At 42.7% G+C, this 26,380-nt stretch carries 23 protein-coding genes; 9 read left to right on the top strand and 14 right to left on the bottom strand.

The genetic code is table 11. The features are described 5' to 3' along the window. Positions 1-27 precede the first annotated feature (27 nt). Together LX73_RS07350 and LX73_RS07345 are read right to left on the bottom strand one after the other, a co-directional pair. Positions 28-1,266, bottom strand: a complete 1,239-nt coding sequence (locus tag LX73_RS07350; protein ID WP_148898837.1) for an aminotransferase class I/II-fold pyridoxal phosphate-dependent enzyme — start codon at positions 1,264-1,266, stop codon at positions 28-30. Positions 1,267-1,493: 227 nt separating this feature from the next. Then, complete coding sequence (locus LX73_RS07345) at positions 1,494-3,035, bottom strand: MFS transporter (RefSeq protein WP_211359383.1); 1,542 nt, start codon at positions 3,033-3,035, stop codon at positions 1,494-1,496. Positions 3,036-3,454: 419 nt separating this feature from the next. Here LX73_RS07345 and LX73_RS07340 point away from each other — a divergent pair, with 419 nt between their 5' ends. Beyond that, complete coding sequence (locus tag LX73_RS07340; protein ID WP_148898835.1) at positions 3,455-4,510, top strand: VOC family protein; 1,056 nt, start codon at positions 3,455-3,457, stop codon at positions 4,508-4,510. Positions 4,511-4,512: 2 nt separating this feature from the next. Here LX73_RS07340 and LX73_RS07335 read toward each other — a convergent pair whose 3' ends face one another. Further along, complete coding sequence (locus tag LX73_RS07335; protein WP_148898834.1) at positions 4,513-5,844, bottom strand: 1-acyl-sn-glycerol-3-phosphate acyltransferase; 1,332 nt, start codon at positions 5,842-5,844, stop codon at positions 4,513-4,515. 109 nt (positions 5,845-5,953) lie between these two features. On the opposite strand from LX73_RS07335, the gene LX73_RS07330 reads away from it, so the two are divergent. Both LX73_RS07330 and LX73_RS07325 read left to right on the top strand, forming a co-directional pair. After that, on the top strand, positions 5,954-7,081 hold the full coding sequence (locus tag LX73_RS07330) for a sulfotransferase family protein (RefSeq protein WP_148898833.1): 1,128 nt from the start codon (positions 5,954-5,956) through the stop codon (positions 7,079-7,081). A gap of 184 nt (positions 7,082-7,265) precedes the next feature. Next, complete coding sequence (locus LX73_RS07325) at positions 7,266-7,901, top strand: sterol desaturase family protein (protein WP_211359382.1); 636 nt, start codon at positions 7,266-7,268, stop codon at positions 7,899-7,901. A gap of 75 nt (positions 7,902-7,976) precedes the next feature. Here LX73_RS07325 and LX73_RS07320 read toward each other — a convergent pair whose 3' ends face one another. Then, the gene (locus LX73_RS07320) at positions 7,977-8,612 is read right to left on the bottom strand and encodes a CPBP family intramembrane glutamic endopeptidase (protein ID WP_148898831.1); all 636 of its coding nucleotides are present in this window, start codon (positions 8,610-8,612) and stop codon (positions 7,977-7,979) included. Positions 8,613-8,748: 136 nt separating this feature from the next. Here LX73_RS07320 and uvrA point away from each other — a divergent pair, with 136 nt between their 5' ends. After that, complete coding sequence (gene uvrA / locus LX73_RS07315) at positions 8,749-11,559, top strand: excinuclease ABC subunit UvrA (protein WP_148898830.1); 2,811 nt, start codon at positions 8,749-8,751, stop codon at positions 11,557-11,559. Positions 11,560-11,793: 234 nt separating this feature from the next. On the opposite strand, the gene LX73_RS07310 is transcribed toward uvrA, so the two are convergent. Both LX73_RS07310 and LX73_RS07305 read right to left on the bottom strand, forming a co-directional pair. Further along, positions 11,794-12,042, bottom strand: a complete 249-nt coding sequence (locus tag LX73_RS07310) for a hypothetical protein (RefSeq protein ID WP_148898829.1) — start codon at positions 12,040-12,042, stop codon at positions 11,794-11,796. A gap of 267 nt (positions 12,043-12,309) precedes the next feature. Next, positions 12,310-14,199 (bottom strand): serine hydrolase domain-containing protein, encoded by a 1,890-nt coding sequence (locus LX73_RS07305; protein WP_170245618.1) that lies wholly within the window; start codon positions 14,197-14,199, stop codon positions 12,310-12,312. Between the two features lie 166 nt (positions 14,200-14,365). Here LX73_RS07305 and LX73_RS07300 point away from each other — a divergent pair, with 166 nt between their 5' ends. Continuing rightward, positions 14,366-15,400: a class I SAM-dependent methyltransferase gene (locus LX73_RS07300; protein WP_148898827.1), complete on the top strand. Its 1,035-nt coding sequence runs from the start codon at positions 14,366-14,368 to the stop codon at positions 15,398-15,400. A 3-nt stretch (positions 15,401-15,403) separates the two neighbouring features. Here the strand turns inward: LX73_RS07300 and LX73_RS07295 are convergent, their stop codons facing one another. From LX73_RS07295 to LX73_RS07265, 7 genes are all read right to left on the bottom strand, one after another. After that, complete coding sequence (locus tag LX73_RS07295) at positions 15,404-16,741, bottom strand: hypothetical protein (RefSeq protein ID WP_170245617.1); 1,338 nt, start codon at positions 16,739-16,741, stop codon at positions 15,404-15,406. Between the two features lie 66 nt (positions 16,742-16,807). Next, on the bottom strand, positions 16,808-17,146 hold the full coding sequence (gene fdxA, locus LX73_RS07290; RefSeq protein WP_148898825.1) for a ferredoxin FdxA: 339 nt from the start codon (positions 17,144-17,146) through the stop codon (positions 16,808-16,810). Between the two features lie 263 nt (positions 17,147-17,409). Then, entirely contained in the window at positions 17,410-18,084 is a 675-nt protein-coding gene (locus tag LX73_RS07285) for a precorrin-2 dehydrogenase/sirohydrochlorin ferrochelatase family protein (RefSeq protein WP_148898824.1), read from the bottom strand. A 39-nt stretch (positions 18,085-18,123) separates the two neighbouring features. Next, positions 18,124-18,861 carry a phosphoadenylyl-sulfate reductase gene (locus tag LX73_RS07280; RefSeq protein ID WP_148898823.1) on the bottom strand — a complete coding sequence of 246 codons (738 nt, stop codon included), beginning with the start codon at positions 18,859-18,861 and terminating at the stop codon, positions 18,124-18,126. Between the two features lie 3 nt (positions 18,862-18,864). Beyond that, positions 18,865-19,677, bottom strand: coding sequence for a uroporphyrinogen-III C-methyltransferase (gene cobA / locus LX73_RS07275; RefSeq protein ID WP_148898822.1), 813 nt, complete (start codon positions 19,675-19,677; stop codon positions 18,865-18,867). 18 nt (positions 19,678-19,695) lie between these two features. Beyond that, positions 19,696-21,381 (bottom strand): NADPH-dependent assimilatory sulfite reductase hemoprotein subunit, encoded by a 1,686-nt coding sequence (locus tag LX73_RS07270; protein WP_148898821.1) that lies wholly within the window; start codon positions 21,379-21,381, stop codon positions 19,696-19,698. Between the two features lie 27 nt (positions 21,382-21,408). Further along, a complete protein-coding gene (locus LX73_RS07265; RefSeq protein WP_148898820.1) occupies positions 21,409-22,251 on the bottom strand; it encodes a sulfurtransferase in 843 nt (280 codons plus the stop codon). Positions 22,252-22,920: 669 nt separating this feature from the next. On the opposite strand from LX73_RS07265, the gene LX73_RS07260 reads away from it, so the two are divergent. Genes LX73_RS07260 through moeB form a run of 4 tightly spaced genes read left to right on the top strand, consistent with a single transcriptional unit; the run spans position 22,921 to position 25,802 of the window. Next, positions 22,921-23,856, top strand: a complete 936-nt coding sequence (locus LX73_RS07260; RefSeq protein WP_148898819.1) for a PLP-dependent cysteine synthase family protein — start codon at positions 22,921-22,923, stop codon at positions 23,854-23,856. A 9-nt stretch (positions 23,857-23,865) separates the two neighbouring features. Continuing rightward, the gene (locus LX73_RS07255; protein ID WP_148898818.1) at positions 23,866-24,297 is read left to right on the top strand and encodes a M67 family metallopeptidase; all 432 of its coding nucleotides are present in this window, start codon (positions 23,866-23,868) and stop codon (positions 24,295-24,297) included. A gap of 17 nt (positions 24,298-24,314) precedes the next feature. Continuing rightward, positions 24,315-24,590, top strand: a complete 276-nt coding sequence (locus tag LX73_RS07250; protein WP_148898817.1) for a ubiquitin family protein — start codon at positions 24,315-24,317, stop codon at positions 24,588-24,590. Positions 24,591-24,623: 33 nt separating this feature from the next. Beyond that, entirely contained in the window at positions 24,624-25,802 is a 1,179-nt protein-coding gene (gene moeB, locus LX73_RS07245; protein ID WP_148898816.1) for a molybdopterin-synthase adenylyltransferase MoeB, read from the top strand. Positions 25,803-25,881: 79 nt separating this feature from the next. Here moeB and LX73_RS07240 read toward each other — a convergent pair whose 3' ends face one another. Beyond that, positions 25,882-26,376, bottom strand: a complete 495-nt coding sequence (locus LX73_RS07240) for a DUF4920 domain-containing protein (protein WP_148898815.1) — start codon at positions 26,374-26,376, stop codon at positions 25,882-25,884. Between the last annotated feature and the right edge of the window lie 4 nt (positions 26,377-26,380).

Here is a 26,380-nt window from a genome sequence, read left to right as displayed (position 1 = left end):
TTTTTTGTTTTTAAATTTTGCTGAATATCAGGCCGTCATTTTTTCATGCTTTTTTGCCTCTTCAAAGACAACCTCTTTAATAGCATCAAAACCTTCCAGTGTTTGCTCGATATGCTGTTCGTTGTGAGCAGCAGTTGGGATCAGGCGAATTAATACCGTACCCTTAGGCACTACCGGATAAGCTACACCACTTACAAACACGCCATGCTCTTCACGCAGCTTGCGCATAATAAGCTGGCAAAGATCAGTACTGCCTTTTGTAAGAACGGGCGTCACCGGGCATTCTGCGGGGAGTACATTATATCCCATATCTCGTAGGCCACTGCGTAACATATTAGTGTTTTCCCAAAGCTTTTCTCTCCACTGGGGATTATCCTGAATCATCTTCAGCCGCTTACGCACTGACTTTACAATCGGCATAGGTACCGACTTAGCAAAAACCTGGCTGCGTACATTCGCTTTCAAAAATTCGACTACACGTTCATCATCTGTTGCAACAAATGCTCCGATAATTGCAAACGCTTTAGCAAACGTTCCGAAATGAAGATCAATACCATCCTGGCATCCTAAATGTGTTCCAGTTCCTGAACCGTCTTCACCCATGGTTCCTACACCGTGCGCATCATCAACAAGCAGACGGAATGGATATTCTTCTTTGAGTGCGATCATTTCATCAAGAATGCCGAGGTCACCGGTCATTCCAAAAGCACCTTCAGTAACAACTAAGACAGCACCATTATCTTTTTTCTTTCGGTGAGCACGCTTCAACTGCTTTTTGAAACTTTCAATGTCATTATGTTGAAACACATACTTTTCGGACATTGCTAGCTGTTTACCATCCACAATACAAGCATGACTCAACTCATCATAAATAAGAACATCATTACGATCTACCAGTGCATGGATGACACTCATAATTCCCTGATAACCGTAATTGAGAAGGAAAGCATCATCTTTATGTACAAAGTCTGCTAATTCTTCTTCCAGCTTCTCATGCTCTGATGTATTTCCCGTCATCAGCCGAGCTCCCATTGGACTACTAAGGCTATAGTCTTGGGCGATCTCCGCATCATATTCTTTGACCTCTTCATTGCTTCCAACCCCGAGATAGTCATTAATACTCCAAACGACCACATCATCACCATTAAATTTCATGACGGGGCCTAAGGGGCCTTCGAGTTTGGGATATGTATAATAGCCATACCCCTCAGAGGTGAACTCTCCCAGCGGGCTGGGACGACCCTCTAGCTTGTCAAATAAATCCATAAACTGCTGAATTTTGTTCTGTAATTATTGTTCTATGATTGTTTTACGTAAAGCCAAAATAGACTATAAAAGATTGTAAAAAAATACGGAAAATTAGTCTGTTATCAAAAGAGATACCCTGTTAAACAGCCCTTATCTAGCCAATTTAATAATCAAGAACGTAACTTCCTTATTGCCAACCAATTGCATGCCCACGACCATTCAAAATTTGTAGACTTTACTTTTGGCTATGGGGCGGGACGTTGATTTTCAACCTCATCACTATCGGGGTGGTAGCTCACCATCAGCGCAGAACATATCGATCCCAAAAGTACTAAACCCGATGACAAATACATCACAACCTGATAACTATGCAAGAATGATTGTTTAATAGATACTTTAAGCCCTTCTTTTACCTGGCCAGAAGCTTGACCCGGTATTTTTGCTTTTGCCAGGCTGGCTTTTTCGCTGAGCATCTGCTGCTGGATTTCAGCCGATACGTTATTTTGCTGCATCCATTCAAGTATATCATTTCCAAAAATGTGTATTGCCAAAGCACCTAACAGTGCTACCGCCAACATACCCGATAACCGAGAGATAGCTTTATTAACTCCGGAGGCCGTGCCCGCAACGGATTGCTCCACGGAGCTCATTACGGTGGTTTGCAGGGGAGCAAAACTGATAGCTATCCCGAGCCCCATGAACGTAAATCCCGGTAGAAAATTCGTCCAATATGAACTTTCTACTCCATAATAACCTAATAGCAAAAACCCAATACTGGTTAATGCAGGACCAACAATAAGTAATGGCCGTGCACCATAACGTACAATAAGTCCGCCTGACCAACGGGAAAGCCCGCCAACCAACAGTGGAAAAGGAATAAATGCTGCCCCCGCTGCAGTAGCAGAATATCCTTGCGCATGAATAAGGTTAAATGGCATTAAAAAAAAGACCCCTCCCAACGCAAAGTAAAGAAATAGCGTTACCAGATTGGCACCGGTAAACGTTGTTGAACTAAAAAGTGATAGCGGCACCATAGGGTTTTTTACCCTCTTTTCATTCCAAATAAATCCCCCCATTACCATTAACCCGCCAAGTATATTTATAAGCACAACTATATCTGTAATGCCACGTTCTGATCCATTAATCAACCCATAACAAATCATGCCTATTCCCACCGTTGCAAGCAGGGCACCGCTAAAATCGGGCGTATCAGATTTTTGCGTAGTATCCCCTTTCGGGATCCGCCAATACAGAATAGCCAATGCAGATAAAGCCATGGGAACGCTAATAAAAAAGATAAATCGCCAAGACAAGTAATCCACAAGCAAGCCCCCCAGCAATGGCCCGGCTGCCGTTGACAACGCTGTTGCCGCCGACCAAGTGCCTATAGCCTTACCTCGCTGCCCTTCTTCATAGATATCAGTAATAATAGCTAAACTACCCGGAATCATGAACGCCCCACCTACGGCCTGTCCGCCACGACCAAAAATCAATTGCTGTACATTTGGAGCCAACCCACACCAAACGGTAGAAAACAGAAAGATAACTATACCAAGCCCAAACATTCGTTTTCGGCCATAATAATCACCCGCTGAACCACCAGTTAAAATAAGGGTCCCCAAAATAAAGGCATACGCACTAATCACCCACTGCATATCCGCCACCGTAGCATCAAGAGCAACTTGAATAGCCGGCAAAGCAACATTTACAACTGAGCCATTCACAAAACCCATACTTGAAGCGATAATGGTAGCTGCCAACGCCCACTTTTTCTGAGAATTACTCAAGTTTGTCATACTAAGGCCTTATAAATATGTATTCATCAGAATGATTTTACGCACGAAGATTAATAACATGAATTCACTTTTGAAGTGCAACCCGGTAAAGATACTTTTTATGATCTAACACAAAATGCGGGAATAAGCTTTTAGTAAAAAACGGAGCTGGTTAAACGAATTGGGAGATAAACAGTTAAACCAGATAGATACATTTTTGCCTATGTAATCTTAATGAAAATGATTACAACAATATCAGATTGGCTGTGTTAATAAGCTTGTAACTTATGAGTTGGATATACAATAAAGAGACCCTATTTTAATAGGAAATGCGAATATGTGGCTGTATGCTGGTTATCTAATAATATTAAGATGATAACACGTTTATAGTTCCCTTCAATCAATAATCGATTAGGCATTAATTTTTAAGAATGAGCAAAATAATTAGTGGCATTCAACAAATTGGGATAGGCACACCCAATGAAAAACAGGCCTTTGACTGGTACAGAGAACATTTGGGGATGGATATCTGCGTATTCCAGGACGCTGCCGAAGCCGATTTAATGACTGGCTATACTGGCGATGAAGTACACAGTCGTTCGGCCACTCTTGCAATCAATCTGCAGGGCGGCGGCGGGCTTGAGGTTTGGCAATATACCAGCAAAGATACTGAACCCCCCTCTTTTGATGTGACTCTGGGTGATCTGGGAATTTTCTGCACGCGTGTAAAATGCAAAGACATTCAGGCAACCTATGATTTTTTACAATCAAGCGAAGCTAATGTCTTAACTGATATCGTAACTGATCCCAATGGGGAACCTACTTTTTTTATTAAAGATCCTCATGGATTAGTGTTTCAAATGGTTACCGGCAATTCTTGGTTTTCGAATGGCAAACACCATTCAGGTGGCATTGCCGGATGTATGATTGGCGTTTCAGACATAGAACGATCGCTCGAACTCTACAAAGATATTCTTGAATATGATCATATTGAGTATGATGAACGGGGTGTCTTTAACGACCTGCAAGCTTTTGACGGCGGTAACCAAGAAATGCGACGTGTTTTATTGAGCCACAGCCAACCGCGCAAAGGTTCCTTTAGTCAGCTTCTAGGTCCTACTAAAATTGAGCTGGTACAAACTTATGACCGAGAACCACGGCAGATTTTTGGAGACCGGTACTGGGGTGATCTCGGCTTTATTCACCTTTGCTTTGATGTTACAGGTATGGATCAACTTAAAAAAGAATGCAAAGATCGGGGTTTCGAGTTTACCGTTGACAGCAAGGAATCATTTGACATGGGCGATACTGCCGGCCGGTTCAGCTATATCGAAGATCCCGACGGTACGCTCATCGAGTTTGTCGAAACACACAAACTGCCCATCTGGGAAACGATAGGTTGGTACATGGACCTTAAAAACAAACCGCCAGAGAAACCTATCCCAAAATGGATGCTACAATTTTTACGGCTTAGCCGCGTGCGTTAACATCAGTCGAGCTTAAGCAGTGATCGAAGCTTATTGAGCATAGTGTTGAGCTTTTCCTTTTTTTGGTCTTCCAGCAGCATAAGTCGCACTTTTTGCCTCCATCGTTTGGCCCGTTCCCAAAAGTTCAGGCTTAACCAACTCACCAATGGCAGGCCAATAAGGCAAAGAAGGGTCCACTCCCAGCTTTCGGACAGCCACCATACGAACACAGCTTCCAGCAAATAGTTGGCAGGAAACAATAATAATCCCGATACCATACGTGCCGAGCTTTTAAACTGTTCCTCATCGATAGCACTGGCTATTTTCTGCATTCCCATCCAGGGTAAGAGCCCGGCGACTTCTCCAACTATTGCCAATGGAAACAGCAAAAACAGACTAAACCCTTCAAGAACGAGCCTCCCCACCGACTGATCAACCACTAGTGGCAAACCGAAAGACAACTTATATTTATCCAACAACTCAGAAAGTGAGCGCCAATAGTTTTTTAACTCCGTAATGGTATTAGGATTATCATCAGTAAAATGGGCAATAGCCTTATTTTGTACTACCTCCTCTTTGGAATAATGGCTTCGGCCGGCAAAATCCACATGGGCAGACCTGGCAACAGTCATAATATGATTCAGAAACTCATAGTGCTGCCGGTCTTGGATATTTACCGTTAACTGTTCTACCCCTTTTTGTATATCCCCAGTAAGCTGTGAAAGAGCTGAGGGACGATGCTCGTTATACTGCTTTTGATAATTCGCTACTGACAGTGGTTCGCCAAACTGAACATGAATACCCTTTCGCGGCTCGGTGATATCACGATAGTTGATACCTGTCGGTATAATATCCAGGTTAAGATTAAAATCGTACTGTTGTTCAGCTCCAAGTGCAATACGTGCAATCCCTTTTTTAAATGGGCGCACTCGTTTTTCAGCTATACAATTCCCCTCGGGATGTATTAGCAAGTTCCGTTTTTGTGAAAGTACATCATAGCAGCCCTGAAACACTGCATCATTTTTTTCTTTGATATTTACCCGATCTCGAGGCCGATACACGGGCATCATATGAAAAGTTGTTAACACCCAGTCGAGGGCAGCGTTATTCCCGAAAGCATCAGCGCGAATGAGCGGGTAGATGAACCGGTTATTGGTGTAACTGGTGGGCAAAATAAGGCACAGCGCGTCCGAAAAGGCATTTTGATGATTCGGCGCAAAAATAATAGGATGATCCCAGTTGATGTGGTCTTGACCGGAATAAGAAACGGACTGGTGATACAGTCCGAACCACACTTTTACTACGGGACGAACCCACCAGTGGGTAAATGTCCATCCCCGGATATTGGTATCCATCAATCAGCGAAATTTAATGATAAAAATAACAGTGTTCTTTTTAAGCGGTTGGAAAAATGAGTACTTTCCATGGTCTAAACAAGTACTAAATAATTGCTGATAATCTTTTATGGATTCCAAGAAGCACCCCATCAGAAATTTAACTTCACAACTCAAAAAACACGGGGCTTTTTCGGTTAATAACATTCCCCGAATTACCGCTTTTTATGCAAAGTTGGCAATTCAGGAACCCTTTAGAATTATTGAAAAGGTAAATCATCACAACGACATTAAAGATTATACTCTGGAGCATGATCCCATCTTTATAATTGGACACTGGCGAAGCGGTACCAGCTTTCTACAGTACTTGCTGGGTCAAGATCCACAATTCGGATATCTCAATAAGTTTCAGGCTGTTTTTCCGGATGTATTTTTACAGTCCGAAGACTTCTTAAAATCGATGGTTGAACGCATCCCTGATACGCTCAACCTGGTACAGGATGCCCAAAATATGTCAATCAACTTGGAGATGGACAGTCCCAGTGAAATAGAAATTGCCTTAACCACAATGATATCACCCACTAGCCTGCACTGGGGACATATATTCCCACAAGATGCATGGGAATATTTTAATAAATACTTGTTTTTTGACACTGCTACAGACAATGAAATAAAAAAGTGGAAACGCGATTATGCCCATCTAATTAGCAAGGTTGCAATGAAAAACGACAAGAAGCAAATACTCATCAAAAGCCCGGGCAATGCCTGCCGTCTTCCCCAGCTTCTTGACATGTATCCCAATGCTAAGTTTATTTTTATCCATCGCAACCCCTATGATGTATTTTACTCGAGCCAAAAGCTTTGGAATACGCTCATTGACAATCTGGCGCTGCAACCATTTACCCAACAAGAGATTGAAACCGAAATTATGAAGGTCTATAAAAAACTGATGGGTATGTACATTGAACAACGATCAGAAATACCTGACGAACAACTAGCAGAAATACGATTCGAAAACTTCGTTTCTGATCCAGTTGCTGAGCTAGCATCAGTATATAAGAAACTGTCAATTCCAGCTTTTGAAAAGGCTAAACCTCATTTTGAGGCCTTTTTATCTCATAAAACGGAAGGGAAGTCCAGCAACTACGATTATGAACCGCATATTGTTAATAAACTTAATGAGCTGTGGGGTTTTGCCTTTGAGGAGTGGGAATATCCCGTAATAAGCAATAAAAATAAGACTTCGAAAGTTACATAGGGAGCTTTATCTTTTAGGTATATTAGACTTCCTTACAAAAGGATATTGAGAGTATTTACTTGCAGTATAAATAACGTATATTTGAAGCAGGTAAGTCTTAGCTTTAAATTGCATTTGCAAGCAAATAATTCAAGATTTTACCTGTACATTTTGCAACATTGTGATATAACCAAAGGTTTTAATTATGAAAGAAGAAATTAAAAACGAAGGTCAAGGCACGATATTTGAGAATTCTTTTCTTGAACCGCTAACCAAGGCACCGCCCTACGTTTCGGCTACTATTTATATTCTTGCAGTTCTAGCATTGCTATTTGTGGGGTATAGAATGGAAGTGGTTGCAAACGTTTGGTCGGGCGCAGCTATTTTTGTAGGAGCTGTATTCTTTTGGACGTTCTTTGAGTATTTTGCGCACCGCTATTTATTCCATATTGACGAATATTTTCCTGAATCCGAGCTTGCCCATAAAGCAGCATATACCTTTCACGGTATCCATCACGAATATCCTCGTGATACTGACCGCGTTATTATGCCTCCTGTTCCTGGGATGATAATTCTCGGTATTCTCTATGGTATATTTCTTCTTGTTTTGGGCAATTATACCTATGTATTTATGCCGGGCTTTGTAACAGGGTATCTTATTTACACACGTATCCATTACAAAACACATATTACACCGGTACCTTCCTACCTGAAATCAAATTACCGACACCACGCTCTACATCATTACAAGTATCCCGAAAAAGCATTTGGTATTTCTACCAAGCTGTGGGATCGCGTATTTGGTACTATGCCCCCTAAAGACAAACACGGCGTACGGTAAACTAGTTACTCTCCCTTAGTGCTAAATATTCCAGTGAATAAACTTTTAAAGAGGGAAAGTCGCACTAATTTGCATTCAAAACGCCTCGTAAAAGTAATTTCCCATTCCCAACGTAAACACTAGGCAACCGTAAATAGCGTGTTCTACTGTTACCCAGTACAGTGACTTTGTACGTTTGTACGTAAGACCAAATAATAATCCCCCGATAAAACTTAGTGCGACTGCCCACCAGTTGTCGTAGATTATATGTAGAAAGGAAAATGCTGCCGCACTGGCCAGGATTGTCCCGTACTTTACCTTTATCAAATGGGCATAGCGGTGGAAGAAAAAGCTCCTGAAAATGAATTCCTGCGGCAGGGCTGACAGCAACGGATACAGCAACATCACCACCATCCATACAAAAGGACGGTTGCTCGGAAATGCCAAAAACTGATCCGGCTGTGCCACAGCGGTAATAGCAACAAGGGTAATTGCCACCAATGGGAAGCGTATAAGAAAACTCTTGCTGATACTTTTGGGCTTTGTTTTTACCAGCATCCCAAAGCCAAAATCAGGGTCACGCCATAGCTGAAACCCACAATAAGCTGCCGCTAAAATCAGTACCAGTATTTTGGGCAGTGGGATCAGATCCCAATAAAACAGCATAGGAATCCCCATAAACAATATCAGTGCCTCCAGGAACAAGGGCCAAAATTTCTTTTTGGGTTTCATATAGTCAGCCAATGATTTATGAACACATAAACTGCGGTACCTCTTTATAATCAATGTTTTAGATGGATTAAAACCTAATTTTCTTCCAGAAAATTCGTACCTTTACCCGTTTATAGAAACGCAACTATTTTACTGAATGTCAGATACTAAAACAGCTACCAAAGAACAGCCTGCATCTACGAAAGATCGTCCTATTATTGTTAAGGGGGCGCGGGTGCACAATCTCAAAGATATTGACGTTGAAATTCCCCGTAATGAAATGACTGTTATTACAGGCGTTTCGGGATCGGGTAAGTCGAGCTTGGCTTTTGACACTATTTATGCCGAGGGACAACGCCGCTATGTGGAAAGCCTTTCTAGCTATGCGCGGCAGTTCCTGGATCGTATGGACAAGCCTGATGTTGATTATATGCAGGGCATTTCACCGGCTATGGCTATCCAGCAAAAAGCGGCCTCTTCGAATCCTCGTTCAACAGTAGGTACTACCACAGAAATTTATGACTACATGCGGCTGCTGTATGCTCGCATCGGTCATACCATTTCACCTAAATCAGGGCGACGTGTTAAGAAAGACAGTACCAAAACGGCCATTGAAGAACTGCATCGGCAACACGATGAGGGCACAAAGTTTTATGTGCTTTTTGACATTCCCGAACATGAAGAAAAGAAGCTGGATGATGAACTACGCGTACTAAAAGAAAAAGGTTATCCCCGACTATTACATATCGAAGATGAACAGGTTTTAGATTTAACGTCCGAAGATATTGATGCTGATGATATCAATGCCGAAGAATATCGCGTGTTGGTTGATCGACTTATTTTAGGGAAGGATGATGAAACACACACCCGCATTGCAGGATCGCTGGAAACCGCTTTCCAAGAAGGAAGTGGACGATGCTCGGTAAAAATTCGCGACGGGGAAGAGCTTAATTTCAGTGAGCGCTTCGAAATGGATGGCATCGAGTTTAGCGAACCCACGCCACAGATGTTTTCTTTTAATAACCCCTACGGAGCTTGCGACAAATGTGAAGGGTTTGGCAAGGTATCAGGCATTGACGAAGATTTGGTAATTCCCGAACCGGACAAAACCATTCGCGAAGGAGCTATTGCCGCCTTTTCTGGTGAGAAATTTAGTAAACACCTGCGCGACCTCATTAAAGTAGCCGCACGCTACAGTCTAAGCATAGACACGCCTTACCAAGAACTATCGGAAGAAACTAAAGAAATACTATGGAACGGCAAGGATGAATACACCGGCATTCGACCTTTTTTCGAGGACGTAAAAAGCCAGTCTTACAAGGTGCACATGCGGGTCTTCTATTCGCGATATCGCGGTTACAGTCGCTGCCCTGATTGCAAAGGCTTTCGCGTTCGACCGGATGCCCTACACGTCAAAATTAATGACAAGCATATTGGCGAAGTAGCAGAAATGACGATAGGCCATGCCCGGGAGTTTTTTGAAGATTTACAGCTTAGCGAATTCGAAAAAGAAGTAGCCGAACAGGTGTTATTTGAGATCCGCAAGCGGCTCAAGTACCTGGATGAAGTAGGGCTACAATATCTTACGCTCAACCGATTAGCTAAAACGCTGAGTGGCGGAGAATCACAACGCATTAGCCTGGCCAACTCGCTGGGCAGTTCGCTCATCGGCAGTTTATATGTGCTTGATGAACCTACCATAGGCCTACATCCTCGTGACAACGATCGGCTTATTAATATTCTCAAATCTTTAAGGAACATTGGGAATACGGTACTTGTCGTAGAACATGATCCCGAAATGATTAAGGCTGCCGACAATATCATTGATATTGGTCCCTTCGCAGGTGTTCACGGCGGTGAGGTAGTATATAGCGGGACCTATGATAATTTGCTGGAAGCCAACACGTTAACCGGCAAGTATGTAAGCGGTCGTAAGGAAATCCCTGTGCCTGATGAACGTCGTGAAGGCAATGGGAAATCCATTGTACTGGAAGGGGCTATGGAAAATAACCTCAAAGACCTTACGGTAGAATTTCCACTTGGTAAATTAATCTGTGTGACTGGTGTTAGCGGTTCGGGTAAATCCAGCATGGTACACGATACGCTGTACGGCGCAGTAGAGAATGAATTTGGGTCCTATAAAGATGAGATTGGCTATCACCGAAAAATAAACGGATTACATAACATCGACTCTGTGGAGATGGTTGATCAGTCTCCTATCGGTCGATCATCGCGATCAAATCCCGCAACTTATACCAAAGCATTTGACGGAATCCGCGATCTCTTTGCCAATACCCGGCAGTCAAAAATTATGGGTTACGAACCGGGTCATTTCTCTTTTAATGTTCCCGGCGGACGCTGTGAAAACTGCAAAGGTGAAGGCATTCAGACAATAGAAATGCAGTTTATGGCTGATATTGAACTGACCTGTGAAGAGTGCGGGGGCAAACGCTACCGCAAAGATGTTCTACAAGTGGAGTATCGCGGAAAAAATATTCACGATGTGTTGAATATGTCAGTATCCGAAGCTATCGATTTCTTTGTAGATGAAGAACGTATCACCAACAAACTGCAAACACTGGATGATGTGGGACTTGGTTACGTAAAATTGGGACAAAGCGCACCAACACTTTCCGGCGGTGAGGCTCAACGGGTAAAACTGGCCAAATTTCTAAGCAAATCCTCCGGCAACCACACGCTCTATTTCTTTGATGAACCAACCACCGGCCTCCATTACGAGGATATTAATAAACTACTCGACTCATTCAACGAACTCGTCAATAACGGTCATACAGTTATCATCATCGAACACAATTTGGATGTCATAAAAAGTGCCGACCATATCATCGATCTGGGGCCCGAAGGCGGCTTTGCGGGCGGAAAAATTGTAGCCACCGGTACGCCCGAAGAGTTAGTGGAAGTAGAAGAAAGCCACACCGGGCAGTATTTGAAGAAAGTCCTGAAATAAGCCCTTCTTTTACCCCGACAAAAACGAGAGGTTGAGAGATCATTTTAGGGAACAATTACTGAAAGGGTAAAGCCAATTTAAAAGGCTGAGCAAAACTTACTCATAATATATTTTACAAACAGTTTGGGATAAAGACTGGAGAACTTAAAAAAATCCAGCTAAACTCTTGCTGAATTATATTCGGCGTGGGACAAGCCAAGCACAGCAGCACATCATTTAAAATGACTAAAAAAATTATTGTCCAGCTGGTACAATTTGGCCGGTGGGGCTTATTTTTTGTCCTTTTGCAGGTTCGGTTTGCGGAAATTTATTGATAGGCACATCCGGGTCACGATCGTGAGGCACATAGTGTGAATGAGAACCATGTGAAACAGCGGTATATGACTTCTGGTTGAAATAACCCAAGGCATCGGCAAGTGCTAAACCCGCCAATATTATTACTACAGTGATAAATACGTACTTAAATATATTTTTTGAATTCATCCGCTCTTAATATCTGTTAAATAACAAACTCAATTTAAGCTGGTTTATCCTTTGATCTATACAGCTATACTAAAAGTACCCAGAAAATCTGAATAGATCATCCCTATCATTATTCTTTCTATCAAACTTATGAACTCTTTAAAAAATATTGCCTACCTGGATTTCGAAACACCCAAAGATCTGCAGAAAGATGCCAGCCTGAGCAAAATTTTGAGAGTTGTGTCGAGATTAAAAAACCTAAAAGCGATGTGTGACAATGGCTATAATTCAATATTGCCAACCCAACAAGTTCCAATAATACAACTGCCATAACATCGTCACGGAAAATACAAAGAGCAAGGTATAACAAATTCGACTCCAGGTACCGCTTTCATTATTTTTCCACATAACATAAGTGTAATATCCCATCCCGGTCGTTAAGAGAATTGAAATTATTGGCAGAATAAGCGAGACTTTAATGCCGCTCGAGATACCGTAAACAATTGCTTCGCCATTACCACTGCTCATCAATATGGCCACCCATCCAAAAAATAGAAGTATAATTAGAGCATTAGTCCACGCCGCTAATTTCTTTGGAAAAGCTAATGGCTGTTTTGCTTCAACTGTAGGCCGATATTTTCTACGTATACCATACGCAAGCGGCCAATAGAATACGGTTATCAAAAAAGCAGCTCCAGCTAATCCAAACAGGGTAAAATGAAGATTTTGGGATGAGAAAAAGGATACACGTTCCAAAGCAATAATGGGAGCATTGCTAAGAAAGGCATGTGTAATATTGCCCGAACTGTTTTCTTCAAATGTAATTACGTTAGCGTTGTCCGTATTTCGAAACGTCAGGCTGTCCACGGGAAACCAATAGCTTGCTTCTCCATCGCTCATTGTTTTAAGCATCCCATCGTTAGTCAGTATAATATCCTGTGAATTAAACAAAGCCATCATATAAGTAAGCCGTTCATGCGGATAACGGTTCCCGCGATAACTGCCCTCAAATCGTTGAAGATATTCTTTATTAACATCCAACGTATCAGTCACTAACTCATCCTGTGGGAAATAGTGGTCTACAAAATCAGTTAGCACTTTTTGGGTTACACTACCCCCTTTGGCACTGTTAAAAGAGAGAAAAAGTCCTATATTCTGCTTTGGGAAAAGCGCCATTGTAGAATGAAACCAAAACGTATCCCCACCGTGGCCAATGACTTCCACTCCATTCTGACTTATATCAATAAATCCGTGCCGCATGGGATTAACTGTAGCATGATGGCGAAAAGCAGGCTGTTGCATTTGCCGGGCTGTGACAGAATCCAAAATCGAAGCTTCTCCAAACTGTCCATACCGGAGATGAGCCTGCATAAAGTTAAGCATATCAGCCGCCGTTGCACTGCCCGCCCCTACAGGTCCCAGTGGCACATATTCAAATCCCTTTTCTTTGAAATCACCACTCCTAAATACATAGCCTTTAGACAAGTATGGCTGTAGGGTATCCGGCAATGGTTGACGAAATGTACTCATGGTCATTTGCAATGGGTTAAGAATATGTTGAGCAACATATTCTTCGAACTGCATTCCGGAGACTTGCTCAACTATATAAGCAGCAATGCCTGTACCGTGGTTTGAATAAGAAGCATACGTTGCCGGTGGACGAACTCGGGCCGGCATCTCATCCGATAGAATTTCTCCCAATGGTCGTAACTTAGTCGAGTCACGAGCAAATACGCCAATCAGATACTCCTCAAAACCTGCTGTATGTGTCATTAAATCTTTCATTGTGATTGGCTCGTCAAATGTTGCAGGAATTTCAAAATCTTCAATGTACTGCGTGATATCAGTATCCAGCTCCAGTTGGTCGTTTTCGACAAGCTGCATCACCGCCGTCCAAACAAACATTTTGGAAATAGATCCAATGCGAAACAAGGTACTGTCGGGTCTTACTTTTTTCTTCGCTGATACATCAGCATAGCCATACCCTTTTAGCAATATAGGTTCCCCGTCTTTGATAATCCCCAATGTAGCTCCGGCAATATCATTTTCTTCCATATACGTGTTTACCAGTCCATCCATATATGAATCTAGCGCCGTCGAGTCGGGCCACGGTGTTTGGGCAAATCCAGAAGAGCTAAATAGAAGCAGTATTAAAGCTACAAACAGTACTTTTTTCATTTTGTGATCCATTAGTTTCATATATTATTCTTTATTATATCACGGATAAGGACTCCAATTGTTTCAACTGACTTCTTTTTTCTTATTACAGATATTTCATAACTAATGATTTTCAATCCCCATATGATTATACTGATAAGGTAATCACAAATAAAGGGGCCTAATTATGGATTCCACAACCCTCACTAACCAAGTTAAAGATCCCAAACACCAAGTCGGATATTTTGAACGTCTTGCCACACATGTCCAAGACTTGCGTAATACCGCGCCTGACCTCTTTGAAGATGCCAGCTATATCGACTGGAGCTCCCTTTCCTGGGATGACGTCAACCGCCCTTACAAAGTGGACAGATGGGCCGAAGGCAAAAAACTCTGGGAACAAGAGCACGGCGAACGGATGCCTGTCAAAGAAGGCTGGAAACACTTCAATCGCTCCTTTCACCAGCTCTTTCAGAAAGATATACCTAAAGAAAAACAAGAAAGCCGCGCTGATATCTGGCAATCTCTGCTCTCGATGGATATCCACGGTGCCGGCGAAGCCATTGAAGAACTAGTCCAACTGCTGGTGTGGAATAAGGTACACCGCGTTGAAGATGCCATTTGGGATCCCCGTGGCAAACGAGCACTTTTTGAAGATTTGGATGTGGAAAAACCGGAAGTGCTGTTTCTGGGTGCCGCCGACGGCTACGAAGCCATGCAACTGATGGCCCAATATCCTGGTGGTCATGCGGTGCTCGTGGATTATGATAAATTCTGCAAGACTGACCGTTTTGGGAAGTTTCCGGCTCAGTACCCGTTTTTAGGCAACGACCCAGCCACCGGAAATCACAAAGTATATTACCGCGAAGATATGAATATCGACTTTGTGGTGGATGATATCCGTAATCTAAAGTACGGCAAGGAATTCGATATTGTAGTCAGTATCGGGCTTATCGAGCATTTCCCCGACGAGTACAAACACGAAGCTTTTGAAATGCATCGGCGTTTCCTGAAGCCGGGCGGTTATGCTATTCTTACCACCCCCCGCAATCAACTAAAAAGCAAGGCATTTTACACTGTTATGAGTGATTACATGAACTATGGATACCGAGAGCTGATGGATATTCGTCAAATGGGATTGTATGCCTGGGAAAACGGTTTCGATATTCTTCGCGCCGGTTATATTAAAGCCCATAACGGACTTATTTGTAAGGTGAGATGAAATTTACTTACACCCTTTATCCCAATGCCGCAAAGCCCGGCCCGACTTTATAACATTTACCACTTTATCACGGGCATCAGCTAACAGAATGGGCCCAAAACCGGAAACCAATTGACTAACTTGGTGAATAAGAATCTCTCGCGCTACATTATGCTCTCCTTGTAAAGCCGCTGTTCCCGTTTCCAACACATACTCAGCTAACGATGACTGCTGATCCCATTCATCTTGTGAGTACTCAATAGGAACTGCATCAACATCTTGCTCCACGCGATTTCCATCACGTACTAAAACCGGTTTCGAATCTTTTCGGAAATCAATCTGAGTAGAACCTTCCATCCCCTTGACCACAAATACCTTATCCAGCGACTTTTGAGGCTCTAATAAATTGGCCAATTCCTGCCGATAATGACTATGCACATATCCTGCAACCATATAGTTGGCTCCCTCAGAGGTGCGCAGCGGATGCAACAATTTTTCTAAGGTAGCCAAAAAAGTTCGTTTTATAATCTTATCTCGTAGCCCTAATTGTTTATGCAAATCGGAAAAATAGATCGACTGATCTATATAACCCCATCTTATCGACTTATTTTCAATATCATTCACTACCGATGTACTATCTTTATAAGGGTCTTTACCGGCTAATTTCAATACTTTATGAATGGTGTCTCCATGCTTGGGAGCCACCTCTGTTAGTCCATGGCAATAGGTCGGAAATCCAATAGAAGCCAGAGTTGCTGCAATAAAAGGGGTATAGATAGGATATCGTCGGAACCCATCATAGGGATCAGCCAGGTCAATCAGTAAGGGAACCTCTACTTCTTCAACATCAATAGCCTCTCGAAATGCCTGGAGAAAGGTTTTATTCTCTACAAATGTTTCACGCTTCAGGCGCTGTCCTATGAGCAACACTCCCTTTTGGTAGCCCGGCACCTCATCATCCAACAAATAGGTAATAGCTGATGATGCTTCTTTGGCACTAAGATCTTTGCGGTGCAATATCTTGTGTAAAATAGTTGAAAATCCAGTATCGGGATCAGTAAAAAAGAAGTTTGACAGCGTAGCAGGCACGGTATCCTTCCAATCATGCCATGCTTCTAGCAGGTCTTTTTCCAAGTTGTTCTTTTGCTGAATAATAACCGACGCAATAAATACAGCCTTGGTTGTCAATGGCACTTCCTCTGATTGTAAAGCAGGGATAATAATATCCAGATCTTCTTTTATAAGATTTCGACTTCCTTTTGGCCCTACCGCTTTACGGCGGATTATGTTAGCGAATGCTTTTTGGTAATTTTTTACTGCTACTTCCATGATAGTATAATTTACTGTCTTGTTATTTTGCATAATCATACTGATAGGGCGGCCTCTCAACCGCCCACCAGTATGAGGGGGCATACGCCAGTGACAGCGTTAGCCCCACTCCTCCTGCAAAAGCTCTTCCTTATCCTCTTTTTCCGCCCATTCATCTGCATCGGGCAGTGGTTCGGAGGTATCATTAATATGATGGTCAATCCATTGTTCTGAGAGCTGATCATTAAGATCGATATAATGCTCCCACTCCAGCGGAACTTCATCATCCGGATATATTGCCTCTACCGGGCACTCCGGCACACAGGCATCACAATCGATACATTCAAAGGGGTCAATCACCAAAAAGTTAGGGCCTTCACGGAATGCATCTACCGGACAAACCGAGGCGCAGTGTGTATATTTACAATTTATGCATGGTTCTGTAACTACATATGCCATTTCAAGAAATAATTAATAAGTGATTATTATTGTTATGCTTAGGGGTTAAATACTGCGAATAAACTAATTCAGGTCAATCCTCCTGTCCTCCTTCTCCCACCGAATGCTCGGACAGGCAAGCAGGAACTCTTTTCTACTTTCTGAGGTATTCAAATCATGTCTCCCTTAGAGGAGAAGGATTTAGGGAAATTGAACAATCCATCCAGAAAACTTAGCCCACTTCTTTAACTTTTTTACGCATTACTATTAATTTTTTTGTTCAATTATTGAGCAACCTTTTCGATATCTAGAGCTTCTTCCACAAGTTCTTCACCTATAATTTCGGCGGTTCTATCGTAGGCCTTTTCGAGATTACCATTCCGAAAATGGGTCAATACTTCAGAATCGATAACTTCGTACCATAATTCTCGTCGGGTCTCAAAGCTATCATGGTGGCGCGACATCGGCTCACGAAGTTTCTGCATAAACTCCAAAAAAGCGCCATATTCAGGACCAAATTCTTTTTCGAACCGCTGGCGAAGCCGCACCGACAGTGCCGGGGCCGCCCCACTAGTGGAAATAGAAATTGTTAACGGTCCCTGTTTTACAATGGATCCGAAAGCAAAATTAGCATGAGGGATGTCATCCATTACGTTCACTAAAATGTTTCGCTCTCGCGCTTCTTGATACACTTTTTTATTAACATCACCGTTATAATCTGCAACAATCGCCATAAATGCATCTTCAAGATCACCCTGTCGATATGTTCGGCGAATCCATTGAAAGCGATTTTGGATAGCCCACCAGAGCATCTTTTTTGTTAACCGCGGATTAATGACCGTAAGCTTTGCATTACGGTCTAAAAGCTGTTTTGCTTTTTGTTCGGCTTCGTCATTGCCACCTATTAATACTGTTTTCCGTTCTTCTAAACGACGTAAATAAATTGGAAAAGTTTCCATTGTATTATTTAACCTTCACTATATATTTCGTAATTCTATTTATTGCTGTGTGGAAAGATGTATCCCACATTCAGTCTTTTCGCTGCCATTCCAACGGCCGGCCCTTTCATCCCCGGCCGTTTCTTCCACTGCATCGGTACAAGGTATACACCCAATACTCGGATACCCTTCGTCATGAAGCGGGTTATAGGGTAAGTTTTTGCTATGAATATAATTCCATACCTGCTTCGTCGTATAGTTAGCTAAGGGATTCAGCTTGACTACCTCATTTTCCGGATCCCATTCCACATATTGCGTACTTTTTCGCGTTTCGGACTGGCTGCGACGGACACCGGTAATCCATGCTTTTTTATCCGACAGATAATTCCGCAACGGCAACACCTTTCTGAGATGACAGCACTTGTTAGGATCTTTTTGCCAGAGTTTCTCCCCATGCTTCTGTGCCTGTTTATCCAGTGATAAGTCACTCGAAACCCTTGTTATCTGAATATTAAAACGTTCTTCGACCCGATCTCTTAAGGCATAGGTTTCATCAAAGAGCAAGTGTGTATCCAGATAAAAAATTGGGATTTCTACCCCTAGCTCCCAGAGACGATAAATGAGAAACATCCCAGATGGTCCAAAGCCCGTGCCCAAAACCATCTCAGCACCAAAAGTATCGTAACCCCAAAGTAATACCTCATCGGGGCCCGCCATCTCGAACTGGGTATTAAGGCCACTAAGCAACTCATCAGATAATTCCTCATTAGGTACGAGCTCGTTTTTTATTGAATCCATTATTTATCCCACAACTTGTGTCCTTCTATTACTATTTGTTACTGATGTATCAATTTCACTATTCGGAGTAAACCAGGCAAGCTGCTTACTTTTCGCTGCCAATTCACCTATTACAATCGTACCAGGCGGTGATAACTCCTTCGCCTCATCAGCAATATTACCGAGTGTGGCTGTTTTTACCCTTTGCGACTGATAGGTAGCTTTTTCTATTACTGCAACGGGCGTATCAGCACTGCGGCCGTGCCCAATTAGTTGCTCGGCTATTTGGGGGAGCCGGCCCATTCCCATCAGAATGACCAGAGTATCAGCGTGTACATAATAGTTCCACCCTGCGAAAGTGTCGGTATTATGAATAGTATGGCCGGTTACAACTGTAAAAGAACGTGCTACTTTACGTTGCGTCAGCGGAATGCCTGCAAAAGCAGGGGCCGCTAGCGCACTACTTATGCCCGGTATTACTTCGAAAGGGATATGTTCGGCACGAAGTGCTTCGCACTCCTCTCCCCCACGACCAAAAACAAAGGAATCACCGCCCTTAAGTCGGGCAACAATCTTACCCTCCTTTGCTTTAGTAGTCAGAATTTGATTTATCTGCTCTTGTGATACCGAAGGTTTATCTGGGCGTTTACCGACATAAATATGTTCTGACTTCTCCGATGTTTTGGATAGTAACGCAGGGTTTGCCAATCGGTCATAGACGATAACATCGGCCTTTTGTAACACCTCAGATCCTTTTACTGTTATTAAATCGGGATCTCCCGGACCGGCTCCTACGAGATATACTTTCCCGTAGGAGGTTAACGATTGAATACTCATAGTGAATTGTAATGAGAGTTAAACTGTAATTTGTTCAGCTTCGGATAGACCAACACGATTCCAAAAATCACTGAATGATTCACCATTCGATCGGTTTTCAGCGTAGTGCTCCAAAAGCGGACGCACTTCATCGACGAGGTCTTCACGTTCTACCAAATCTTTATACTTGGTATTAAGTCGTGTTCCTGATGGGTCTCCACCAATAAAAATGGAATACTTATCCAGTGAACGACCTACAAAACCGATATCAGCGACATAAGGACGTGAGCAACCGTTTGGACAGCCTGTCATTCGCACGGAAAGCTTCTCATCTTCCAGCCCAAGATCATTCACTACCTCATCCAGATCTCGGATCACATCAGGCAGTGCCCGCTCCGATTCGGTAATAGCCAAACCACAGGTGGGGAGTGCCGGGCAAGCCATTGAGTACTTAATGAGATTTGAAATCTCATCGTCCAGTAAGACGCCATGATCATGAAGCAGATCGGTAATCGCCTCTTTATCTTCCTCGGCAACATTCGTCAGCAGCACATTGTGATTGGGTGTTAGCCGTACACCTGTTTGGAACTCATCGGCAACTTTGCGCAGAGCCGTCTTCAGCTGAAGATCACCCTCATCCTTAATTCGTCCATTTTCTATGGATACTCCCAAAAACCAGTTGCCGTCTGACTGCTGATTCCATCCCAGGTACAGATCCAAATCGAAGTCGGGCAACTCACGGAACGGTTCGAGTTCAAAACCGATACGATCGACTAGCTCTTTTTCAAACTTCTCGAGTCCCCACTTGTGGATCAAGTATTTCATCCGGGCTTGCTTACGATTCTTACGATCGCCATGATCCCGTTGGATACTAATAATACCTTTTACGACCTCCACAATCTTTTCTTTGGGTACATATCCCAAATTATCACCAAGTCGCGGGAAGGTGTTTTCCTTCCGGTGATTCATTCCCATTCCACCGCCTACGATTACGTTAAAACCTTCAATTTCCTTTTGGTCATCGAAGAGAGCTACTAGTCCAATATCCTGCGTATGCGCATCGATACTGTTATCTTTAGGCAGTGTTATGCCAATCTTAAATTTTCGTGGCAGATAGCTGTGACCATATAACGGTTCACTGTCGGTTACCTCTTCCTTCCCGGAATATACCTTATCACCGTTGAGCCACACTTCGTGATAGGCCTTGGTAGCCGGTAATAAGATATCCGAAAGTTCATCAGCAAATGTTTGTACTTGAGCCTGCCGACCATCAATATCAGGTGCCGGTGTAGCCATTACATTACGTACGATGTCGCCGCAAGCACCCAGGGTGGTGATTAACGAATCGTTAATCGCCTGCAATGTATCTTTGAGCTCTTTTTTAATAACACCGTGAAGCTGAAAAGATTGGCGTGTTGTAACACGCAGCGTACCATCAGCATATTCATCGGCAATATCATCTAGAGCCGAATATTGATCAGCTGTCATTTTACCCCCCGGCAACCGACCGCGAATCATGAAGATATAATGACGATCACGTCCTTCTCTGAGATCACGATCATCTTGCTGATAGGTACCATGAAATTTAAGCACCTGTATAGCCTCCTTGCCGAAGTGGGAGGAGTCAGTCCCCACTTCGTTGGCAAGAGGCGCGCGCAAGTAATCGCTGCTCTCTTTTATTTTTTCTATTTTACTTTTTGTCCTCTTCTTTCTTTTTCTACCCATAACGACTAAGGTCAGATATTCAAATAGTTACCGTTCAATAGGAGCGTTAATAAGATTACCCCATTCAGTCCAGGACCCATCGTAGTTCTTAACATTTGGATACTCCAACAACTCGTTAAGGACAAGCCACGTGTGGGCCGACCGTTCACCTATTCGGCAGTAAGCCACAATATCTTTATCTGGGGTAATACCCTCTTGCTCGTAGATCTCTTGCAGTTCTTCTTTGGATTTGAATGTACCATCCTCATTTACAGCTGTTGACCACGGAATATTAGAAGCTCCGGGAATATGTCCGGCACGTAGCGAAAGTTCTTTAACTCCTTTGGGAGCAATAATTTCGCCGTTAAACTCTTCGGGAGAACGCACATCAACCAAACCGAAATCATCAGACTCCAACTTCTCTTTCACATCATCGCGGAAGGCACGATACTCGCTTTCTACTTCGTCGATGGTATAATCGCTGGTTTCATAATCCGGGGTCTCAGTTGTGAGTTCGCGATCTTCGGCAATCCATTTCTTACGACCACCATCGAGAACTTTTGCCTTTTCGTGGCCATAATACTTTAGCAGCCAGTACGCCCAGGCAGCAAACCAGTTGTTATTATCGCCATACACCACTACCGTGGTATCTTCATCAATACCGGATTCCTGTAGGAGCTTTTCAAAATCTTCCTTAGAAGCAATAGTACGCTTTAGCTGATCCTGAAGCTGTGTTTTCCAGTTCCATCCTATGGCTCCCGGAATGTGACCAGAATCATAAGATTGCGTGTCTACATCTATTTCTACAAAGCGGACATCCTCATCATTGAGATGTTCGGAGGCCCATTCTAAGTTTACAAGTGTTTGTTCGTTTGTTAGTACATCAGGCATAATTAGTTACCTTTTTGTGTTTATGTGTTGGGTTTATGATTGAGTTTGTTTCACAAGCCCAGACCTGATGCAGGAGGAGAGGTGTATTTTCTATATCAAAATAGAAAAGCCCACCACCTGCAGCAGGTAGTGGGCTTTTTGAAGTAATTTAGTACAAAATTATGTAGGAAAATTACATCCACTACCTTCTGCGGTACACATACAGCACATACAACACATACACATGGGCATGGACATGTTTGCAAAAAGGTTGGAGATGTAATTCAAAAAATTCATAAAATTTCGAAAACGTTGGTCTTTTGTTTCAACGCGTTTAGGATAGCCACAGTTTTTATTGATGTCAAGAATTATTTAAAAAAATAATATTTCCCCGTTTCTGGTACGGAATGATTATTTTTTAAGCAGTTATTGCAATAACAAAAAGATTTCGTAACTTTACGCAAGACAACGCATATTTCAAATATTTCTATTTTGAAAAACACACAAGACATATTTTTCCTTTCCGCTAAGCACCATGGCTGTGCTATGTTTTGTTGTTGTTACTGTTGTTGTAGCTAATTACCGATCAATATAAAGCACTCTTTCCCTTTTCGGTAATCACCTCTAATCACCAAGGCTAATCTTGGTTCTGCAATTACCTTTTCCCTAATAACAATAATAGCACCAAGGATGAACTCCCTAGAAACTGTTACAGATTCGCTCTTACAAAAAGCTATTCAACTACGACCATTTGTTGGTCATACGCCCTTGTATCCCATAAAAAACATAGGCGATCACGATAATGTGAACATTTATGCTAAGATGGAATGGCAACAATTCGGAGAAAGTGTCAAAGCTCGTCCGGCCTATCGTATTATTCGTGATGCTATACAATCCGGCAAGCTTACTTCCGACAAATCATTACTGGATGCCAGCAGTGGAAATACCGGTATTGCTTATGCTCATATTGGTGCCCGGCTGGGTATTCCCGTTACGCTGTGTTTACCTGAAAATGCTTCGGAAGAACGCAAGCAAATTCTAAAAGCATTGGGGGTAAAACTTAAATTAACTCCTCGGGGAGGTGGTACGGATGAGGCCCAAAAAGTAGCCCGAAAGATGTATGAAAAACATCCTGAAAAATATTTTTATGCCGACCAATATAGCAATCCTAGCAATTGGGAAGCACACTATGATACCACCGGAATTGAGATTCTTGAGCAAACCAATTACGAAATCTCTCACTTTATAGCTGGTCTAGGTACCACCGGAACTTTTACCGGAACTGGCAAGCGCCTTAAAGAATTTGACAGCGATATTTCTCTTATTGGCCTCCAACCCGATATTGCAATGCATGGGCTCGAAGGTTGGAAACATCTGCCCACGGCCCAAACTCCCGCTATCTATGATGAAAACATGGCGGATGCGACACGGGCTGTCAGTACTGAAGATGCTTATGAACTTATTAAAGAAACAGCCCGTAAAGAGGGACTGTTATTAAGCCCGTCCTCAGCAGCCAATTTGTTGGGAGCATTAGAATTAGCAGACCATATTGAAGAGGGCACTATCGTAACTATTTTCCCCGATGACGGAAATAAATATGGAGAAGTTTTTAACCAATTATTCTAGTTTACAATTATGAAGTTAATACTCAATGAATCATCACTTAAGACGATGCATGACCATGCCCAAGCCGACTATCCAAACGAATGTTGCGGCTTCTTTTATGGAGATACAGGAGATCGGCGCAAAGTACAAGAAGTTCAGCCTGTAAAAAATGCTAAAGAAGGTGACCAACGGCAGCGCTTTCATATTGATCCCAAAGATTATCAAAAGGCTGAAAAATATGCTTTGGACCATGACCTCGACTTGTTGGGTGTGTATCATTCACATCCCAACCACCCGGCCGAACCCTCTGAGCATGATCGGAAAGTAGCAATGCCATGGTTCTCCTATATCATCATTTCGGTACGAGATGGGAAAGGCGAGATAACACGATCCTGGCGACTTAATGAACAGCGCCAGTTTGAAGAAGAAATTATTGAACAAACAGAAGTACACAGAACCTAAAAATAACGAGTTACGCTATGGCAAAATTAATTATACCTACACCACTGAGAAAATACACAAACCAAAATCGAACTTTTAATACCCAGGCAGATAATCTTTCGAATGCACTCCATGCTTTTGTGGAAGAATATCCCGATGTAGAAGAAAATCTGCTGGATGAGGAAGGCAATGTCCGTTCTTATATCAAATTGTACATTGGGGACGATGAGGTTGACCCCCAAAATAACGGTGGAATTACATTAGACGAAGATACTGAGGTAAGTATTGTACCGGCAATAGCAGGCGGTATCTAAAAATCATAAAGGATTAAGAGCTAACAAACTGTTATGAGTAATTTAGAAAAAATTGAATTTTCGAGTAAAGAGCTGGGGCACTATAGTCGGCACCTGTCGATTCCCGAGTTTGGAATGGAAGGCCAAAAGAAGCTGAAAGCAGCAAAAGTGCTGGCAGTAGGAACTGGTGGACTTGGCGCGCCGATGTTGCAATACCTAGCCGCTGCAGGAGTAGGTACCATCGGCATTGTAGATTTCGATACCGTAGAGGCAAGCAATTTACATCGGCAAGTGTTATTTGGAGCCTCCGATGTGGGACGTCCCAAGGTAGAAGTTGCCAAAGAACGACTCTTGGCAAATAATCCGTATATCAATATTGAAATCCACGATGTGCGACTTACCAGCGAAAACGCCCTGGATATCATCAAAGATTATGACGTTGTAGCCGACGGCACCGACAACTTCCCCACACGCTATCTTATTAATGATGCCTGCGTAATGCTGGATAAGCCCAACGTTCATGGGTCCATCTTCCAATTTGAGGGGCAACTTTCTGTGTTTAACTATGAGGATGAGGAAGGCGTGCGTGGCCCTAATTATCGTGATTTGTTTCCCGAGCCCCCACCGCCAGGAATGGTTCCCAGTTGTGCCGAAGCAGGCGTATTAGGCGTACTTCCCGGTATTATAGGCAGCCTGCAAGCCAGTGAGGTTATCAAAATTATTACCGGTATTGGCGACCCACTTTCGGAACAGCTATTTCTTTTTGATGCCCAGGATTTTAGCACACGTAAAGTAAAAGTTACCAAAAATACCGACAACCCATTACGGGGCGAAAATCCTGAGATCACTGAACTTATTGACTACCAGGCATTCTGTGGTATTCCATCTGCTGACGACGAGGATGAAAAAAGCGAAGTCCCCGAAGTGAGCGTAAACAAGTATAAATCATGGATTGAATCGGATGAAGAAGTTCAACTTATTGATGTTCGCGAGCCCCACGAGGTAGAAATTGCAGAAATCGGAGGCGAACTTATTCCACTGGATCAAATACTTGACCACTCTGATAAGATAAGTCGGGATAAGAAGGTAGTAGTACACTGCCGCAGCGGAAAACGCAGCTCCGATGCCATCAAGAAATTACAAGAAAAGTACGATTTTGATAATCTTTATAACCTGAAAGGAGGAATATTAGCTTGGTCGGAAGAAATTGATGGCAGCATTCCCCAGTACTAACGGCGAATAGCCCAAAAATAAGCCCCGATAACAGACTTTGATCTCAGCATCGGGGGCTTACATTTTGCTGCAAAACCAACTACTTATTATCAATAATCTTTACTGATGTAGCAATAACACTATACTCTTTTTGTGGCCCTTCTACTTCTTTGCTATCAGAACCTGCATCTTTTGCGTAGTGTTTAGCTTGTGCCTCAGATAATGCCTTCACTTCAAGTTTGCCCACTAGCTTTGCTTGTTTACCCATACTATTTGTTGGAATAAAAAAACTATAATCTTTGAATGTTATTCGAACATCACCATTTGGAGCAGCCAACAGAAAAAAGCATCCTTTCTTCTGGCATACCTGCTTTATTTTTCCCTGAGTAGTAATCTGCTGTCCCTTATATTTTTCACTCTCAGCGATTAGCTGTTCCAGGTCGGTGACTTTGGCATCTTTGGGAAATTCATTCCCAAAAACTTCATAATCATCTCCCTGTTTAACAGGTTCTGACAAACGAATTACCTCTTCTTGAGCATTTGCAATATTAGCAATGAAAAAGAATCCTAATAGGGCAAAAAATATATATTTCATTGTT

It is taken from the genome of Fodinibius salinus, assembly GCF_008124865.1.
Classification (GTDB): Bacteria; Bacteroidota; Rhodothermia; order Balneolales; family Balneolaceae; genus Fodinibius; species Fodinibius salinus.
This window is presented reverse-complemented; position numbering and strand designations above follow the sequence as displayed.